This window comes from Mycobacterium sp. pV006 (assembly GCF_041287115.1).
Lineage (GTDB): Bacteria > Actinomycetota > Actinomycetes > Mycobacteriales > Mycobacteriaceae > Mycobacterium.
Window position 1 is genome coordinate 500,104 of record NZ_JBGGKT010000002.1, and the last position, 15,494, is coordinate 515,597.

General features: G+C 69.7%; 20 protein-coding genes. 8 read left to right on the plus strand and 12 right to left on the minus strand.

What is annotated here, in order from left to right; all coding sequences use genetic code 11:
* The first annotated feature begins 75 nt into the window (after positions 1 to 75).
* Positions 76 to 1,551 carry a flavin-containing monooxygenase gene (locus tag ACAG25_RS05720; RefSeq protein WP_370487326.1) on the plus strand — a complete coding sequence of 492 codons (1,476 nt, stop codon included), beginning with the start codon at positions 76 to 78 and terminating at the stop codon, positions 1,549 to 1,551.
* 12 nt (positions 1,552 to 1,563) lie between these two features.
* Here ACAG25_RS05720 and rraA read toward each other — a convergent pair whose 3' ends face one another.
* The 5 genes from rraA to ACAG25_RS05745 are packed head-to-tail and all read right to left on the minus strand — an operon-like array spanning position 1,564 to position 4,740.
* On the minus strand, positions 1,564 to 2,037 hold the full coding sequence (rraA, locus tag ACAG25_RS05725; protein ID WP_370487327.1) for a ribonuclease E activity regulator RraA: 474 nt from the start codon (positions 2,035 to 2,037) through the stop codon (positions 1,564 to 1,566).
* Positions 2,038 to 2,049: 12 nt separating this feature from the next.
* The gene (locus ACAG25_RS05730; protein WP_370487328.1) at positions 2,050 to 2,550 is read right to left on the minus strand and encodes a hypothetical protein; all 501 of its coding nucleotides are present in this window, start codon (positions 2,548 to 2,550) and stop codon (positions 2,050 to 2,052) included.
* A gap of 56 nt (positions 2,551 to 2,606) precedes the next feature.
* Positions 2,607 to 3,551: a CopD family protein gene (locus tag ACAG25_RS05735; protein ID WP_370487329.1), complete on the minus strand. Its 945-nt coding sequence runs from the start codon at positions 3,549 to 3,551 to the stop codon at positions 2,607 to 2,609.
* The gene (locus tag ACAG25_RS05740) at positions 3,527 to 4,075 is read right to left on the minus strand and encodes a copper resistance protein CopC (RefSeq protein ID WP_370487416.1); all 549 of its coding nucleotides are present in this window, start codon (positions 4,073 to 4,075) and stop codon (positions 3,527 to 3,529) included. The genes ACAG25_RS05735 and ACAG25_RS05740 overlap by 25 nt, the downstream gene beginning before the upstream one ends.
* An 11-nt stretch (positions 4,076 to 4,086) precedes the next feature.
* Positions 4,087 to 4,740: a DUF6474 family protein gene (locus ACAG25_RS05745; RefSeq protein WP_370487330.1), complete on the minus strand. Its 654-nt coding sequence runs from the start codon at positions 4,738 to 4,740 to the stop codon at positions 4,087 to 4,089.
* A gap of 195 nt (positions 4,741 to 4,935) precedes the next feature.
* Here ACAG25_RS05745 and ACAG25_RS05750 point away from each other — a divergent pair, with 195 nt between their 5' ends.
* From ACAG25_RS05750 to ACAG25_RS05760, 3 genes are read left to right on the plus strand one after another with little or no spacing between them, the layout of a single operon-like run.
* Entirely contained in the window at positions 4,936 to 5,718 is a 783-nt protein-coding gene (locus tag ACAG25_RS05750; RefSeq protein WP_370487331.1) for a hypothetical protein, read from the plus strand.
* 59 nt (positions 5,719 to 5,777) lie between these two features.
* Positions 5,778 to 6,269 (plus strand): ImmA/IrrE family metallo-endopeptidase, encoded by a 492-nt coding sequence (locus ACAG25_RS05755; RefSeq protein ID WP_370487332.1) that lies wholly within the window; start codon positions 5,778 to 5,780, stop codon positions 6,267 to 6,269.
* Complete coding sequence (locus tag ACAG25_RS05760) at positions 6,266 to 7,429, plus strand: hypothetical protein (protein WP_370487333.1); 1,164 nt, start codon at positions 6,266 to 6,268, stop codon at positions 7,427 to 7,429. Before ACAG25_RS05755 ends, ACAG25_RS05760 begins: the two co-directional genes overlap by 4 nt.
* Before the next feature lie 33 nt (positions 7,430 to 7,462).
* Here the strand turns inward: ACAG25_RS05760 and ACAG25_RS05765 are convergent, their stop codons facing one another.
* From ACAG25_RS05765 to sodN, 4 genes are all read right to left on the minus strand, one after another.
* The gene (locus ACAG25_RS05765) at positions 7,463 to 7,858 is read right to left on the minus strand and encodes a transcriptional regulator (protein ID WP_370487334.1); all 396 of its coding nucleotides are present in this window, start codon (positions 7,856 to 7,858) and stop codon (positions 7,463 to 7,465) included.
* Between the two features lie 421 nt (positions 7,859 to 8,279).
* Positions 8,280 to 8,996, minus strand: coding sequence for a TMEM165/GDT1 family protein (locus tag ACAG25_RS05770; protein ID WP_370487335.1), 717 nt, complete (start codon positions 8,994 to 8,996; stop codon positions 8,280 to 8,282).
* Between the two features lie 249 nt (positions 8,997 to 9,245).
* Complete coding sequence (locus tag ACAG25_RS05775; protein WP_370487336.1) at positions 9,246 to 9,779, minus strand: peptidase; 534 nt, start codon at positions 9,777 to 9,779, stop codon at positions 9,246 to 9,248.
* 168 nt (positions 9,780 to 9,947) lie between these two features.
* Positions 9,948 to 10,382: a superoxide dismutase, Ni gene (sodN, locus tag ACAG25_RS05780; RefSeq protein ID WP_370487337.1), complete on the minus strand. Its 435-nt coding sequence runs from the start codon at positions 10,380 to 10,382 to the stop codon at positions 9,948 to 9,950.
* Positions 10,383 to 10,404: 22 nt separating this feature from the next.
* On the opposite strand from sodN, the gene ACAG25_RS05785 reads away from it, so the two are divergent.
* The gene (locus tag ACAG25_RS05785) at positions 10,405 to 10,779 is read left to right on the plus strand and encodes a S26 family signal peptidase (RefSeq protein WP_370487338.1); all 375 of its coding nucleotides are present in this window, start codon (positions 10,405 to 10,407) and stop codon (positions 10,777 to 10,779) included.
* Here the strand turns inward: ACAG25_RS05785 and ACAG25_RS05790 are convergent.
* Positions 10,766 to 10,921 (minus strand): hypothetical protein, encoded by a 156-nt coding sequence (locus ACAG25_RS05790; RefSeq protein ID WP_370487339.1) that lies wholly within the window; start codon positions 10,919 to 10,921, stop codon positions 10,766 to 10,768. The genes ACAG25_RS05785 and ACAG25_RS05790 overlap by 14 nt on opposite strands.
* A gap of 394 nt (positions 10,922 to 11,315) precedes the next feature.
* Between ACAG25_RS05790 and ACAG25_RS05795 the strand changes: the two genes are divergently transcribed.
* From ACAG25_RS05795 to ACAG25_RS05805, 3 genes are read left to right on the plus strand one after another with little or no spacing between them, the layout of a single operon-like run.
* On the plus strand, positions 11,316 to 11,666 hold the full coding sequence (locus ACAG25_RS05795; RefSeq protein ID WP_370487340.1) for a rhodanese-like domain-containing protein: 351 nt from the start codon (positions 11,316 to 11,318) through the stop codon (positions 11,664 to 11,666).
* Between the two features lie 38 nt (positions 11,667 to 11,704).
* Positions 11,705 to 12,742 carry a DUF4328 domain-containing protein gene (locus ACAG25_RS05800; RefSeq protein ID WP_370487341.1) on the plus strand — a complete coding sequence of 346 codons (1,038 nt, stop codon included), beginning with the start codon at positions 11,705 to 11,707 and terminating at the stop codon, positions 12,740 to 12,742.
* Positions 12,743 to 12,746: 4 nt separating this feature from the next.
* Positions 12,747 to 13,568, plus strand: a complete 822-nt coding sequence (locus ACAG25_RS05805; RefSeq protein ID WP_370487342.1) for a glycerophosphodiester phosphodiesterase — start codon at positions 12,747 to 12,749, stop codon at positions 13,566 to 13,568.
* A gap of 27 nt (positions 13,569 to 13,595) precedes the next feature.
* Here the strand turns inward: ACAG25_RS05805 and ACAG25_RS05810 are convergent, their stop codons facing one another.
* Together ACAG25_RS05810 and ACAG25_RS05815 are read right to left on the minus strand one after the other, a co-directional pair.
* Complete coding sequence (locus tag ACAG25_RS05810; protein WP_370487343.1) at positions 13,596 to 14,141, minus strand: ferritin; 546 nt, start codon at positions 14,139 to 14,141, stop codon at positions 13,596 to 13,598.
* 126 nt (positions 14,142 to 14,267) lie between these two features.
* The gene (locus tag ACAG25_RS05815) at positions 14,268 to 15,494 is read right to left on the minus strand and encodes an LCP family protein (RefSeq protein WP_370487344.1); all 1,227 of its coding nucleotides are present in this window, start codon (positions 15,492 to 15,494) and stop codon (positions 14,268 to 14,270) included.

Genomic DNA, 15,494 nt, shown 5'->3' on the forward strand with positions numbered 1-15,494 from the left:
GACGTGACTTTACAGCATGTTGAATTTCTCAACACAGTGTTGACCAGATCGACGTTGCGTTGATAACTTGACGCCATGACCGAGTTTGTCGACGTCCTCATCGTCGGAGCGGGGATCTCCGGTATCAGTGCCGCGTGGCACCTGCAGAAGGCCTGCCCGAACAAGAGCTATGCGATCCTGGAGCGCCGCGACACGCTGGGCGGCACCTGGGATCTGTTCAAGTACCCCGGTATCCGCTCGGATTCCGACATGTACACACTCGGATTCCACTTCAAACCGTGGGCCACCGATCAGTCCATCGCCGACGGCCCCTCGATCTGGAACTACCTCAACGAAGCCGCGGTCGAGAACGGGATCGACAAGCACATCCGCTACGGCCACCGGGTGCTGTCGGCGAACTGGTCCGACGAAGATCAACGTTGGGAACTCGTCGTCGAGCGTGACGGCGCGCAGGTCGAGATCCACGCCGCGTTCCTGTGGGCGTGCAGCGGCTACTACAACTACGACGAGGGCTACTCGCCGGAGTTCGCCGGTGTCGAGGACTTCGCCGGCACCGTGATCCACCCGCAGCACTGGCCGGAGGATCTCGACTATCAGGGCAAGAAGATCGTCGTCATCGGCAGCGGCGCCACCGCGATCACGCTGATCCCGGCGCTGGCCGACACCGGCGCGGGCCATGTGACGATGCTGCAGCGCACACCCACCTACGTGGGGTCGCTGCCCGACAAGGACCCGTTCGCCGCGCGGGCCTACAAGCTGCTGCCGGAGAAGCTGGGTTACGCCGCAGCGCGCTGGAAGGCGATCCTGCAGGCCACCGCGCAGTACCAGACGGCGCGCATGTTCCCGGACGTCTTCCGGAAGGCGTTGCGCACCATGGCCGAACGTCGGTTGCCCGAAGGCTTCGACTACGACCGCCACTTCGCCCCGGACTACAAGCCGTGGGATCAGCGAGTGTGCCTGGCGCCCAACGGCGACCTGTTCAAGACCATCCGCAAGGGCAAGGCCTCGGTGGTCACCGACCGCATCGAGCGCTTCACCGAGAAGGGCATCCTGTTGGCCTCAGGCGAGGTGCTCGAAGCCGACATCATCATCACCGCAACGGGTTTGAACGTCCAGTTCTTCGGCGGCGCGCAGGTTCTGCGCAACGGCGCTCCCGTGGACCTGTCGCAGTCGGTGGCCTACAAGGGCATGATGCTCTCCGGTATCCCCAACATGGCGTTCACCTTCGGCTACACCAACGCGTCGTGGACCCTGAAGGCCGACCTGACCTCGGAGTACGTGTCGCGTCTGCTCAGTTACATGGACGAGCACGGCTACACGACCGTGACGCCGCGCGAACCCGGCCCCGACGTCGAGCGGTTGCCGTTCGTGGATCTGACCTCGGGCTACATCCAGCGGGCACTCGACCGGCTGCCGAAGTCCGGGTCGAAGGCTCCGTGGCGCCTCAAGCAGAACTACCTGGTGGACCTCCAGGTGATCCGCCGCGGCAAGGTCGACGACAAGGCACTCGAGTTCAGCCGGGCGCGCGCACCGATGGCGACGTCCGCCTGAGCCGGACCCCGCTCAGGTGACGACGATTCCGTCGTCGTCGCTGTGGACGACCTCGCCCGGCGCGAACGCCACCCCGCCGAACTCGACGGTGACGTCCCGCTCGCCGGCGCCGGTCTTGGTGCTCTTGCGTGGGTTGGTGCCCAGCGCTTTGATCCCGATGTCGAGGGTGCGCAGCGTCGCGGCGTCCCGGACCGCGCCGTGGACGATCAGGCCGGCCCACCCGTTGGAGCGGGCGAGTTCGGCGATGACGTCGCCGACCAGTGCGGTGTGCAGCGATCCGGAACCGTCGATCACCAGCACGCCGCCGTCGCCGGGTTCGGAGAGCACCGACTTCAGCAGCGCGTTGTCCTGGAAACAGCGCACGGTGGTGATCCGGCCGGCGAACTCCGTCCGCCCGCCGAATTGACGAAACTGCAGGTCACAGCTACGGACGTCGGGTCCGATCTCGTCGACGAGGTCGGCGGTGGGGCGTGGTTGCACGGTCACCGGGCCAGTATCTCAGTCAGCGTCGCGGCTGCCCGCACGGCGGGCCACCAGCAGCACCAACAGCAGCGCCAGCAGCCCGGTCGCCGCGGCCGCGGCCACCGGTACGCGTGACGACTGCGGGGCCGGGGCGCTCAGCGGGGCAGAAGCCGCGGTACTGGCGGTCGCGACCGCCGATTTGGCTTGTGCAGCAGCCTCTTTGGCTGCCGAGGTGACGGCGTCCTCGGCCCGTGGCGGGGCCGCCGCAGCCGGGGGAACCGCCGGCTTGTCCGGAGCGACCTTCTTGGCGGGAGCTTTCTTGACCGGCGCCTTCTGCGGGTTGGCCTTCTTCGCGGGAGCCTTCTTCGCCGCCGCCTTCTGCGGAGCGGCCTTCTTGGCGGGGGTCTTCTTCGCCGCCACCGTCTTCTTGGCGGGCGCCTTCTTCGGCGGTGTCTTCTTCACCGGCGCGACCGGCGGATCAGAGGCCGGGGTGGCGGCGTCAGGCCGTTCCTCGGGCCGATCCGGCTGCTCTGCCATGTCGTTGCTCCTTTGAGTGTCTGCGCGCGGCAGTGGTTCCCATCATGCCAGGCGGCTCACCCTGCGATCGCCAGTGCGGCAGCCGCCGCGAGCGCCACGCACATCACGGCCAGTTCCGTCAGCGCCCGCTTGCGGGACAGCTCCGCGGGGCTGCGGTGCCCGCGGGCCGCCGGTACCCACACCGTCCGGTGCCGCCACGCCAGGCCCAGCAGCACGCCGGTGCAGACCACCTTCAGCGTGAGGATGCGTCCGTAGCCGGTGTGCAAAAGCGCACCGGGAGAATCCAATTCGACGAAGCCGGCGACGGTTCCGGCGACGAGCAGCGTCAGCACGCACCACAACGACATCTGGGAGAAGCGCGGCAGCACCCGCGACCACCGGCCCCGATGCGTGACGGTCAGCACCACCGCGGCCAAGGCGCCACACCACAGGGCCGCGGCCAGAATGTGCGCGGCGACAGCGAGGCTGCCGACCGCGTCATGCGCCAGATGCCCGCTCAAGGGGCGTCCGAGCAGCCCGACCGCGGCCGCACCGGTGGTGATCACGGTTGCGGCCGGGGTCGGCGGCGCGAGCGCCGCGACGACGACGACGAGCGCCGCGGCGGCGATGCTCAGCAGCGTGACCCGGCCCGCCGCGGTGGCCGTGGCGAACTCGTATGCGGTGCGCCATCCCAGGGTCCACACCCCGGTCCCGGCGGCCGCGGCGCCTTGCGTCACGAGCCGCACCAGCTCGGCGCTCAGCCACACCGCGGCGGTGATGACCAGCGGTCCGGCCGCGTCGCGGCGCAGTTCGGCGCGGTGACGTCCGGTGTCGAGCAGCGGGACGGCCGCCAACCCGAGGGCCACGACGGCGGCGCCGCCGGCGATCGCCCGCACCGTGGCGGCGCCCAGCGCGACGTCGGGGTAGGCGAGCGCCCAGACCAGGACACAGGAGAGCGACGAGAGCAGTGCCGCGCCGGCTACCGCGCGACGCCGGTTCACCGTCGGCGCCGAACCGCCCATACACCGGCCAGCGCGACCAGCACCACGGCCCCGGCGACGAAAGGCCACACCGGCGCACCGGCGTCGGCGTCGGGTTGCTCGGCGTCGTCCTGCACCGCCGGAGAGGTCGGCGCTTCCGTCGGATCCGGCACCGGAGCGGGCGCACCGGTGGTGACGCGGAACGTCCAGGAACCGCTGACCACGTGACCGTCTGCGGAGGTGGCCCGGTAGTTCACGGTGAAGTCCCCGGCCGGGGCGCCGGGTCGCACCCCGACGCTGATCACCGGCCCGTCGACGACGGGATCCCCGTCGCCCCACTGCTCCCCGTCGGGGCCGACGACGGTCATCGCCGCGAACTGCGGCTGCATCGGTTCGTTGAACGTCGCACTGACCGTGGCGGGAGCGGTGGCGACCTCACTGTCGGCGGCCGGATCGGTGCCGATCAGCGCGGCGTGTGCCCAGGCGACACCGCCGTTGACGCCGGCACCTGCCATCAGCAGGGTCGCGGTCAGCACCGCGAGCGCATACCTGGTCAGGAACGTGATCCGCACCGCGATCAGGCCACCCCGAGTCGCGCCATCAGGTCGGCGTCGATCCCGTCGAGCTGCTCCGAGATCGCGGCATGGGCGGCCCGGCGGCGGGCCGACGGCATGTTCTCGGCCGCGGCGACCGCGGCGGCCAGATCCCCGAGCCGATCGGTGATCGCGGTGACGAACTGGCGGGTCTCGGCGTCCTTCGGCTTCTTCTCGGTGAGCAGCCGGACCGACTGTTCGGCCCCGGCGATGCGCGCCGACAGCCCGGCGCCGTGTCCGGAGAACTGCCCCAGTTGGCTCAGGGGCACACCGAGCTGGTCCGCCCGGCGCTCGTCGATGAGCCCGCGCGCGGCGATCGACGCCCGATACACCAGCGGTACCGCCACCGGGGCCAGCAGGCGCACCACCGTCAGCACGCGACGGATCCGGCCGGGGGAGAGCAACGTGCCCTCCCGGGCGGCCTTCAGCTGGGTCTCGGCGACCCGCAACGCGGTGCGGTCGCTGTCCCGCTGGGCCTTCAGCTGCGCGGCCAGCGCCCGTGTCTGCGCCTTCTGCTCAGCCTTGAACCGGCGGACCTCGTTCTTGGCCGACAAGCGGGCCTCGAGCTTGGCCTTGGCTTTGATCGCACGAGCCTCGGCCTTGCGGGTAGCACGGGACTTGCGTGTGAACAGACCCATCCCTGCAGCCTCCGTCGGTCGTCGGCACCTCCGCGCGGATGCGGCGGCATGCAGCCAACATTATCGTTCGCCGTACGAGCGGGAAGCGCTCGTCCCCGAGGCGCCTCGTCACGGCCTTTCGTGAGCAAACCCGCCGTGCGAGAATCGACCGACAACCAGGGCAACATCTGGCGATCATCAGGGGGCGGTGAGGTCGTGGGTTCGGGAGCGCACCGCGTCGCGGCGGTTCTGCTCGCGCTGTTCACCATGGCCGGGTTGGGCGCCGGCGGCGCGGCCGCCGATCCGCGGCCGGTACCCGATGGCGAGACCCGGGATTCGGTGAGCAAGCACCGCGCCGCGGCCCGTGCCGTCGAGCAACGGCGCGACGAGCCGCGGCCCCGATGCCACCGCCGCGAGAAGAACTGTGGGTTCGGGTTGCCGTCCCGCGAACAGGACGAGCTGCAGTCGCCCGGCGGCGACGGAGGCTGGGGCAGCGTGCAGGCGCCCGAGTGGAACTTCCGGTCGCCGCTGGCGCCGCCGCGGGTGCCCCCACCGGTGGTCGAACCGCCCGCCCCGGACGTCGTGGACACCGTGCCGGGCGTGGGTCTGCCCGCGACTTCCCCGGCCGGCGCTCCGATCAGCGTCCCGGTGTTGCCGATGGTGCCGGTCGCCGTGGCGCCTCGCCCGGCCGGTCCCGGCGGACCCGCGGCTGCCGCGCCGCGTCCGCAGGCGCCACCGGAGCCGCCCGCCCGCAGTCCCGGCCCGCGGGCGGCCGAATCGACGGCGCCCCTGGGTAATTCCGGGGTGGCGTCATCGGCGCCGAGGGTCGGGTACGCGGACTATCTCCGCGGTGCCGGCCTGGCGCAGATCGCGGCGGTGGCGCTCCCGGGGCTGGCGGGCATCCTGGTGCTCACCGGCGCGGGCGGACTGCTCGGATACCGCCAGGCCAAGGCCGGTCGGGCGGTGGCCGTCCGTCCGGTCGCCCGATTCATCAACTGACCGAAACCGCGCACCCACAACGGGTGTGCGGCGCATAGTGGACCCAGAGAGGGGGGTCGATGCCTGCGAGCCGGCGCGTCACCCGCGCGGTCAGCGAGGTGCTGAACCTGGCGCCGCGGTACGGCGAGATCACGCTGCCGCGCCTCGTGGAGGCGGTCAGCGAGCACCGCGGCCGTCCGATCGAGCTGACGACCGCGGAGTTGCCGCCCGGGGTGTGCGGGCAGTGGCGCCAGTACGCCGACCACGACGTGTTCCTCATCCAGGAGGGACTACCGGCGTGGGACCGCACCCTGGCCCACGAGCTCGGGCATCTGGTGCTCGGCCATGAAGGCATCCCGGTGGTACAGGCCGCGCGGGAGAGCACCGAGGTGGCCACCTCGGAGCTGATCGGCTACATGCTCAACCAGCGCACCGGCTGCATGGGACCCGCCGGCGAGGACCAGGAGCAGGAGGCCGAGGACTTCGCCGCGCTGCTGATCTACCGCTTGGGACGCCTGCCGTCGGACCGGTCGTCGATCGTGCAGGTGCGTCTCGGAGAGGCATTTGGTTGATCGTCTGGATCATCGCCGGTCTGCTCGGGTTGGCTACCGGTCTGCGCATCGGCTGGGCGCTGGTCAACAAACAGTCCCTGGTCAGCACCGCGATGATCGTGGCATTGGGCAGTCTCGGCGCGGTGGCGGCACTGAACTGGCAGCCTCTGGCCCTGCTCATCGACACCACACTGGGCCGGCCCAACATCTCGATGGGGTTCAGCCAGGTCGCGCTCATCGGATGCGCGGCGGGCAGCGCCGTGATGATCACCACGGTGTCGAGCGCCCGCAGCCCGAGGACCGCGCGGCGGATCGCGATCGCGCAGTACGGTGTGGCCGCCGTCATCGCGGCCGCCGCGATGCTGATCTTCCTGTCCGAGGACCAGCAGCAGGAGATGTCCCCGCAGGAGTACCTGCGGCAGAACCTCAATGCCGAGGGCATGTCGTGGGCGTGGTTGCTGCCGCTGCTGTATGTGCTGATGGCTCTGAGCCTGGTGGTGTGGGCGGGTCTGCGGCACTCCAACCGGACGCGGCGCGGGCGGGCTCTGTTCGTGTTCACGGTCGGGATCGTGCTGATCGCGTTGGCGCTGGCGTTCTTCCTGCTGCGTGCGGTCGGCACGTCCGGGTTGGTCGGCGTGGGGGCCGGGGCGACGCTGCTGGGGGTCGCGATGCTCGTCGTCGCCGCGGGCTCACTGCTGCCCAGCCTCGAGGACTGGTTGGGGGCGCGGCGGGAATTGCGTGTCATCGCGCCGCTGCTCGAGGAGCTGGGACGACGCCACCCTGACGTGGGGATCGGGGTGCGACCCCGCGGTCCGCTGGTGTTTCGGGTCGCCGAGCGGATGTCGCTGATCTCCGATGCGCTGTTCCTGGAAGCCACCGCCGCCGACGGGACGCGCCGGCTGGAGGCCGAGTCGGAGGACGACGAGAAACCGGCCCAGGCAGGCCAGGTTCCCGACGTCGACGCGCGAGAGCAGGCCGCCGCCGTCGCGGCGTGGATCCACGAGGGCCGCGACGGTGACGGCCACCGCGGGTTTCCCGGAATGAGCTGGCTTCGTCAGCCGCCGGACTATTCCGATCGCGAATGGATCCTGGAGATCGCCCGTCAGTACCGGGAGCTCACCCGCGGCAGCGGCGACCGCAAGACACCGAGGGCGTCTTCGCCGGTGCCGCAGCGCGGCTGATCTTCGCCGCTGCCGCAGCGGGGCGGAATCGAGCTAATCGAGATTCTCGCGACGCCGCAGCTCGTCGACCTTCTCCACGATGTCCTGCTTGGCCTCCGGGGACAGCCCGACGGTACGTGCGGCAATCCGGCGCACCCCTTCGTCGCGCATTCCGGCCAGCAGTGTCAGTTCCTTGTCGAGCTTCTCGTAGTACTCGTCGTCGGTGAAGTAAGCCGGCTTGATGCGGAAGAAGTTGGCAAGCGCGGCCATGGTCGCCATGGACGGGTTGGTTCGGTTGCCTGAGCGCAACTGGGAGAGATACGGCGCGGACATCGTGACCCCTTCGGCCTTGAGCGCCGCGATCACCTCCGCCGACGTGTGCGGGCCACGTCCGGGCGGGTAGACGGTGTCGAACAAGCGGTTCAGGCGGGCGGCAAACGTGTTGCTCATCGGGTTGACCTCCACAAAAGGCGAGCGGCTATTCAGGGGCGGCGTATTTGCTGATTATGGTAGCGACAGTTGGGTCGACAACCAAGTGCAAACGACGGAATTGTTCCTCCGGTGTACGCGGTGATGACGTCGCTGCTGCGTGAACGACGTCGTCGATCGCACCTCGCACGCTCGATACGAGGTGCAGCTAGGCAAATAGTAACGGGTCCGCGGCAGGGGTGGCTGCGTCGGTTGCCAGCCTCCGTCGAGCATGTGGGGTCATCTGGACTCCGGCAATCTCAGATAACGACACAAACAGCCGGCTTAATATTTGCTGAGAGAACCCGCGGCGCAGGGCTCGAATGTGGCTCTGAGCAGGGGACACGCCCTGTCCGGCGGCAAACCCGCGGGGCGGCCGGCGAAAAGGTCGCCGGCGACGTTGTCAGTAGCCAGTGGCAGATCGGCAGGTCTCGGGCCCCGAAGCTCCACGTGACGAATTTTGACGCTTACGCAAACATGTGACGATTGCCACTGTCGCGGCTGCCATCGCGACCGCCGACGTGACCCCCGCGGCCACCCAGGGCAGCCCGAGCGCCGCGTCGAACAGGATGAACAGGCCAAACAGCAGGAACAGCACACTGGCCAGCCCATGCAGGAAGCGGTCGGGAAGACGCTTGTGCAGGATCGCGCCGACGGCGATCGCGACGCCGTCGGCGGCGATCATGCCCAGGGTGGCGCCGATCCAGACGCCGAGCCAGGGCCGGTCGCTGGCCAGCGCCACGGTCGCGAGCATCGTCTTGTCGCCGAGTTCGGCGAGTACGAACGACGAGATGATCGCCGGGACGACGAAACGGGGCTCGGCGAGACTCGGGCTGTCCTCGCTGTCCTCGGACTGCCGGCCCTCCCGCCAGGTCCACACCGCGAAGAGCAGGAACGCGATCGCCGCGGCGAAGGCGATGGGCCGTTCCGGCAGTGTCATCCCCAGGAAGTGGCCGATGGCCACCGACAGGCCGTGCACGAGCATCGCCGCGACGCCGACCCCGGAGAGCACCACCCACCACCGGTGGCGCAGGGAGTAGGTCATGGTGATCAGCTGCGACTTGTCGCCGAGTTCGGCGACGAAGACGACCGCGAGGCTGACGAGAATCGCAGAGAGCATGCAGACCTTTCGACACTCTGCCTGCGGGAGCCGGGCTCCCACGCGACATCGGCCGAAGGTCTCGCCCACCACGAGGTGTGGTTCGTCGGCCGGGCTCGCGCCAGTATGTCGACTCGACGATTGGGGGCTACTCCCCTTCGCTTACTTGACCGACCCTAACCACTTCCGTGTGAGATCGCCAGTGCGGGGGGCGATTTCGGGTCGCCGAACAAAATGTTCGGGCGTTCGAACGATGCTCTTCGAATGCCCTTACGCGGCAAGCAACATCGCCAGGATGGCGGTGTCGGGATGGCTGATCGGATCGACGCCCACCCGACTGACCATCGACGTCACCGTCCCGTCGGCCTCCGCTTCCACCCAGGCCGCACGATGTTCCAGCCCGAGGTGGGGCAGTCCCGGCAGCAGGACGCACCCCGATGCGGCGCCGGTGCACTCGGGCAGCGACGGCGTGGTCTCCGACGGTGGGTGCAGCATCAGCAGCGCCGGCGGTTGGGATTCGGCGAAATGGCCGGGCGGCACGGCGGATTCACCGACCACCGGGCCCTCGGCGACCACCAAGCCGACCGTACCGGGCTCGGGATCATCGGGCAGTTCCTCCCGCGCGCCGAATATCGTTGTGGTGGAGAGCAATCCGGGCAGCGATGCCACGCGGACCGCGACCATCAGAAGTTGCGCCCACTCTTTGGTGGAGTCCGGCCAGCGACCGGAGACCACGAATCCCTTGAGTGATCCGCGCGAATGGAACGGGGCGATCCCGATCGCCCGACTGGACCCGTGATCCAACTTCGCCTCCCGGCATCCTGGGTACACAAATGCCCGACACGACTGTGGGTCGCTCGCACAGCATGCGGCAGGAAGTCACTGGCACGCAAGGGGAGTCGAGTGCCAACGCAACGAACCCGGCTCGGCGGGGATCCGCTCGAACCGGGTTCGTGGGTGTCGGGGGAGCCGTCAGGACGGCGGGTAGACGCCCATCTGCTTGCCCTTGTCGGTCTGCCAGAAGATGTCGGCGATCTGGTCGATGATCTTGATGACGTTCTCGGCGACGGCGGGGTCGAGCGACTTCTTGATGTCGCCGGCGCCCTTGACGCCCTCCCAGAACAGCTGATGCAGGTTGGGGAACTGCTCGAAGTGCTCCGGGGTGAAGAAGTCGGCCCACAGCACGGTGAGGTGGTGCTTGACCTCGCCGGCCTGGCGCTCCTTGATGATGATGGCGCGCGTCTTGAAGTGCTCGTCGTCGGAGTCGTGGTACTTCTGGATCGTCTTCAGGCAGGACAGCGCCTCGATCTTCGCCTGCGCGGGATCGTAGACACCGCAGAACAAGTCGCAGTGAGCGTGGGCGGGGGTCGCTTGGGAAAAGGCGGAGTTGAAAAGTCGATGCAGCATGGCTCTAACTTACCCTTTGGGCGTGCGATGTCACCATGGGCTCCGATCACGTTGGCCGCTGCGCCGATTCGTGGTCGTGGAGCACTCGATGGCGCCGATGCTGCAACCGGGCGACGGGTTGCTGGCAGTGCGGTGCGGTGACGCGAAACCGGGGCAGGTGCGGGTGTTCCCCCACCCGCGTGGACGCGCGATGTTTCTGGTCAAGCGGGTGGATGCGGTGCACCACGGCGGCGATGGAGCGCGCTTCGAGGCGCGGTCGGACAACGCTTCGGAGCCCGGGGTGATCGACTCGCGGCACTTCGGCCCGGTGCCGGTGCGCGGCTCCTACCGGGTGGTGCTCGCCGTGCGGGGCGGACGCGTGTGGCCGGTCCGCGCGAGGAGGGTCAGAACAAGATGATCAGGGCGAGAACACCCAGCAGGAGCAGGGCGATCACGCCGGCGCGCATGAGCGACATCAGCTGGCTACGGGTGTAGGCGCGCGAGGAGGACTGCCACTCCGATGGCGGGAATGCGGATCCCGAACCCGTCGACGACGACATCAGAAACTCCTCACCTGCACGCTTACCTACCTCCCCCGAATACCCGAGATTCAGTGAGATCTGTCACAGTCAGACCGTGTGACGCCGATCATAACCCCTCGACTTCGCTGACGGAAAATCAGGGAAGTGCGCCCCGGTCCGACCGCCATGTTGCTTAGCCTAACGAGCAATTTCGCTCGCTTCGTTGGACGGCTGTGCAAACCCGGACCTGCCCACTTGGTCGTTATCCACAGTGACGGCCCGCGCAGACGCCTGTGACCGGCGTGCGGGAGGCGAGGTAGCGCGCCGCTGCCTGTGGATGAACCTGTGGAAACTGTGGATAGGTCGGCCTCGACGCCACATTGCTGACCGCTGAATGTGGCCTGGGCCACTCCCGCATGTCAGCATGGGCGCCATGAACGGGCCAGACGACGCGGGCATCCCGCAGGCACACATCGGCGAAGTGCCGACGACCTTCGACGCCTCGGTGGTGCTCCTCGATGTGCGAGAGCACGACGAGTGGCAGCGTGGCCACGCACCCGGCGCGCAGCACATCCCGATGGGCGAGATCCCCGCCCGCCTCGCAGAGATCGACCGCGAGGCGCAACTGTTCGTGGTGTGCCACCTCGGCGGCCGCTCGCAGCGGGTGGCGCAGTACCTCGCCCAGAACGGATTCACCCCGATCAACGTCGCCGGCGGCATGGCCGCGTGGGCCGAAGCCGGCCGCGCCGTGGTCACCGACAGCGGCGCGGCGGGCACGGTCTGAGCGACCGTCGCGCAGCGCCGGCGCTCTATCCTGGTGCGATGATCCAAGTGTGTTCCCAGTGCGGGACGCGGTGGAACGTGCGCGACCGGCAGCGGGTGTGGTGTCCGCGCTGCCGCGGCACGCTGCTGGCTCCGTCCGGGTCCGCCCCGGCGGCGGGTTGGGGGCGTCCGGCACAGCCGGCGGGAGCACCCCGGGGCGGCGAACGTCCCGCCCCGTCGTTGCCCGCGGGATTCCGCTGGGTCGCGGTTCGCCCCGGTGCGCCGCCGCCGCCGCGGCGCGGGCCTCGTCACCTGGGCCCGACACCGCGGTATCAGACCATTCCGCGGTGGGGTCTCACCGAACAGTTCGAGGCGCCGGCCGCACAGGAGCCGGTGCGCTCCGGCCCGTCGGCGACCGTCGTCCGGATGACGCTGGTGACGACGATGGCGGTGCTGGGTGCCGCGGCGTTCGTGCACTTGGTGCGCTACATCCTGCTGATCATCAACCGCACCGTGCTGTTGAACCCGTGGATCGCCGCCGGCGCGACCTGGGGCGGTGTCGCGGTCAGCGTGGTCGCGGCCTTCATGATCGTCGCGAGCGCAGTGGTGTTGACCAACTGGCTGATCGCGCGACGGGCGGCCGCGTACGCGCATCTCGGCCAGGCTGACCCGCGGCCGACCTGGTCGCTGCGGGCGGGGTCGCTGATCCCGGTGCTGAATCTGGTCTGGGCGCCGGTCTTCGTGATCGAGCTGGCCGACGCCGAGTCCCGGCTGCGGTGGTTGCGCGGACCGATCCTGCTGTGGTCGCTGGTGTGGACGGCGGCCACCGCGGTGTCGGCCTTCGCGATCGCGACGAGCTTCACCACCGACCCCCAGGGCATCGCCGACAACACCGTGACCTCGATCGTGGCGTACCTGTTCGGGATCGCGGCCCTGGTGCTGGTGCTGCAGGTGTTCCTCGGCTTCGAGCGCCAGCCCGTCGAGCGGCCGTCCAAGCGGTGGGTGCCGGTCGCCGTGCCCTCGGACGGGGAACCGGACCGCGCCGACGGGGACGACGGCGCGGCGGTTGAGCCGCGAGACCGGAACCCGGCAGCATAGGCCCATGAGTTCTGGCCCGGCCGGTGGCGGCCACCCGTTCGTGGTGGCCCACCGCGGCGCCTCGGCGGAACTACCCGAGCACACCCGCGTCGCGTACGTGAGGGCCCTCGACGAAGGTGCCGACGCGGTGGAATGCGATGTGCGGCTGACCCGTGACGGCCACCTGGTGTGCATCCACGACCGTCGGCTGGACCGGACGTCGACGGGCACCGGCCTGGTCAGCGAGATGACGCTGGACCAGTTGCAGGAGTTGGACTACGGCGCCTGGCACCCGAGTTGGCGCGCCGACGGGAGCCTCGGCGATACGGGTCTGTTGACGCTCGACGATCTGGTGTCGCTGGTGCTGGACTGGCACCGTCCGGTCAAGATCTTCATCGAGACCAAGCATCCGGTGCGCTACGGCGCGCTCGTGGAGTCCAAGGTTCTGGCGGTACTGCAGCGCTACGGTATCGCCTCGCCGGCGTCGGCCGATCTGTCGCGCGCGGTGGTGATGTCGTTCTCGGCGGCCGCGGTGTGGCGGATCCGTCGGGCGGCGCCGCTGCTGCCCACCGTGTTGCTCGGGGAGACGTCGCGTTATCTGGGCGGCAGCGCGGCCACCACCGTCGGCGCCACCGCGGTCGGGCCGTCCATCGCGACGCTGCGCGAGCATCCGGAGCTGGTGGATCGCGCCGCGGCGCAGGGCCGGGCGCTGTACTGCTGGACCGTCGACCATTACGAGGATGTGCAGTACTGCCGCGACCTCGGTGTCGGTTGGATCGCCACCAACCACCCCGGCCGGACCAAGGGTTGGTTGCAGGACGGATTGACAGGCGCCGGCCGGGACTGACCCGACCGGCGCCGATCAGCTGCAGGTCTAGAGCGCTCCGCCGGCCGCCTTCGGGGCGGTCGCATCCGCGGACGGGGCGTCGATCTCGCGGGCCACGAAGGTCTCCAGGTCGAACAGGTCGGCGCCGGCGCGCTCGGCGACCCGGACCAGCGTGGTCATCAGCGCGAGCTCCTCGACCTGCTCCTTGAGGAACCACTGCACGAACTGCTCGCCGAGGTAGTCGTTCTCGTCGCGCGCGGTGGCCGCGAGCCGGCTGAACTGGTCGGTGACCGCGCGTTCGAGGTCCAGGGCCAGACCGATCGCGTCGCGCGGGGTGTCGAAGGCGTTGCGCACGGGGTCCAGGGCGGGGATCTCCACCGGGACGCCGCGGTCGACGAGATAGCGCACCAGCATCATCGCGTGATTGCGTTCCTCCACCGACTGCCGGTAGAAGAGCTTGGCCAGCTGCGGCAGGTCGGCAGCGTCGAAATGCACGGCGATGGCCAGGTACTGCTGCGACGCTCCGAGTTCGCTGCGGACCTGGTCGTGCAGGAGGCTGTGGAACTTGGTGTCAAGTGCGTCTGTCGTGGTCATGGCACCACAATAGGCCAGGTCAGAGGCGGTTGTCAGCGAAGGTCAACCTAATTGAGCGTAGGTTGCCCTTACTGAGTATCGCCTTTGTGGCGCGTGTAACAACACCCGGAAAATGTTTGCTGAGGCTCAGGGTGCGCCGTCGAGCAGTTCCGGCGGGATCGCCGAATCGGTCGCCAGCGCGGTGAACAGCGCCTGCGCGGCCTGGTCGTCCCACACCACCACGGCCCCGGAGCCGTTGACGCCGAACTCCCCGATGGGGACGGTCACCGTGGTGACGTCACCGCGCAGCGCCCACGCCAGCCGCACGATGTTCCACACGTGCTCGCCCTCGCCGACGGTGAGCGTGTCGGTCAGCGCGCGCATCGTCGGGTACCAGCGCAGCGGGTTGACCAGCACCGCCGGGCTGACCACCCGCTGCACCAACGTCGAGACGAACTGCCGCTGGTTGGCCATGCGGTCCAGGTCGGCGCGCGGGGTGGCGCGGCTGCGCACGAAACCCAACGCGGTGGCGCCGTCGACGTGCTGACAGCCGGCGGCCAGGTTGATGCCCGCCAGCGGGTCGTCGATGGGCTCGGCCGGACAGATCGTCACCCCGCCGACCGCGTCCACCAGCGCCGCGAACCCACCGAACCCGATCTCGGCGTACCGGTCGATGCGCAGCCCGGTGGCTTCCTCGACGGTGCGGGTCAGCAGCGGGGCGCCACCGATCGAGTACGCCGCGTTGATCTTGTCGCTGCCGTAGCCGGGGATGTCGACATAGGAATCCCGGGGGATCGACACCACGGTGGGCGGCGTCGACGACGACCAGCCGGGCAGGTGCACCAGCAGGATGGTGTCGGTGCGGGGCTGCCCGAGGTCACCGCCGGTGGTCAGCGCGGCCTGTTGTTCCGGGCTGAGGTCGCTGCGGCTGTCGGACCCGACGAGCAGCCAGGTGGTCCCGGCTCCCGCGGCCGGCCGGTCGGCATAGGACGTCAGCGCCGCGATCCGCCGCAGGGACAGGTCGGTCCACACCGCTGCGGCGACGGTCGCGGTGACCGTGACCAGCAGGACGGCCAGGACGATCTGCGGCCACCGGCGGCGTCGACGGCGTGGTGCAGGACGTGGTGGCGCTGCCGGGCGGGGGGACTGCTGCCGCGGCGGGGGTGCGGCGGGTTGCGGTCGCCGCGGCGGGGGCGGGGGAGGTTGCGGCCGTCGCGGGGGCGGGGCGTTACGCGGGGGCGGCGCGGGGACTCGCGGCGGCGGGGGTCGGCGGCGCGGCGTCGGCGGGTTGGGCGGCCACGGCGGACGGTACCCGGGGTCACGCCGGATGACGTGCGGCGGTTCGCGCCGGTCCGGTGGTCCTGCTCCGGTCAC

Bases quoted from the DNA above. Each gene is read 5' to 3' on its own strand.
- ACAG25_RS05730 (WP_370487328.1), bottom strand. From the start codon at position 2,550: ATGGCAGAGCAGCCGGATCGGCCCGAGGAACGGCCTGACGCCGCCACC.
- ACAG25_RS05765 (WP_370487334.1), bottom strand. From the start codon at position 7,858: ATGAGCAACACGTTTGCCGCCCGCCTGAACCGCTTGTTCGACACCGTC.
- ACAG25_RS05790 (WP_370487339.1), bottom strand. From the start codon at position 10,921: ATGTCGTCGTCGACGGGTTCGGGATCCGCATTCCCGCCATCGGAGTGG.
- ACAG25_RS05795 (WP_370487340.1), top strand. From the start codon at position 11,316: ATGAACGGGCCAGACGACGCGGGCATCCCGCAGGCACACATCGGCGAA.
- ACAG25_RS05745 (WP_370487330.1), bottom strand. From the start codon at position 4,740: ATGGGTCTGTTCACACGCAAGTCCCGTGCTACCCGCAAGGCCGAGGCT.
- ACAG25_RS05720 (WP_370487326.1), top strand. From the start codon at position 76: ATGACCGAGTTTGTCGACGTCCTCATCGTCGGAGCGGGGATCTCCGGT.
- ACAG25_RS05805 (WP_370487342.1), top strand. From the start codon at position 12,747: ATGAGTTCTGGCCCGGCCGGTGGCGGCCACCCGTTCGTGGTGGCCCAC.
- ACAG25_RS05770 (WP_370487335.1), bottom strand. From the start codon at position 8,996: ATGCTCTCTGCGATTCTCGTCAGCCTCGCGGTCGTCTTCGTCGCCGAA.
- sodN (WP_370487337.1), bottom strand. From the start codon at position 10,382: ATGCTGCATCGACTTTTCAACTCCGCCTTTTCCCAAGCGACCCCCGCC.
- ACAG25_RS05810 (WP_370487343.1), bottom strand. From the start codon at position 14,141: ATGACCACGACAGACGCACTTGACACCAAGTTCCACAGCCTCCTGCAC.
- ACAG25_RS05755 (WP_370487332.1), top strand. From the start codon at position 5,778: ATGCCTGCGAGCCGGCGCGTCACCCGCGCGGTCAGCGAGGTGCTGAAC.
- ACAG25_RS05800 (WP_370487341.1), top strand. From the start codon at position 11,705: ATGATCCAAGTGTGTTCCCAGTGCGGGACGCGGTGGAACGTGCGCGAC.
- ACAG25_RS05735 (WP_370487329.1), bottom strand. From the start codon at position 3,551: ATGGGCGGTTCGGCGCCGACGGTGAACCGGCGTCGCGCGGTAGCCGGC.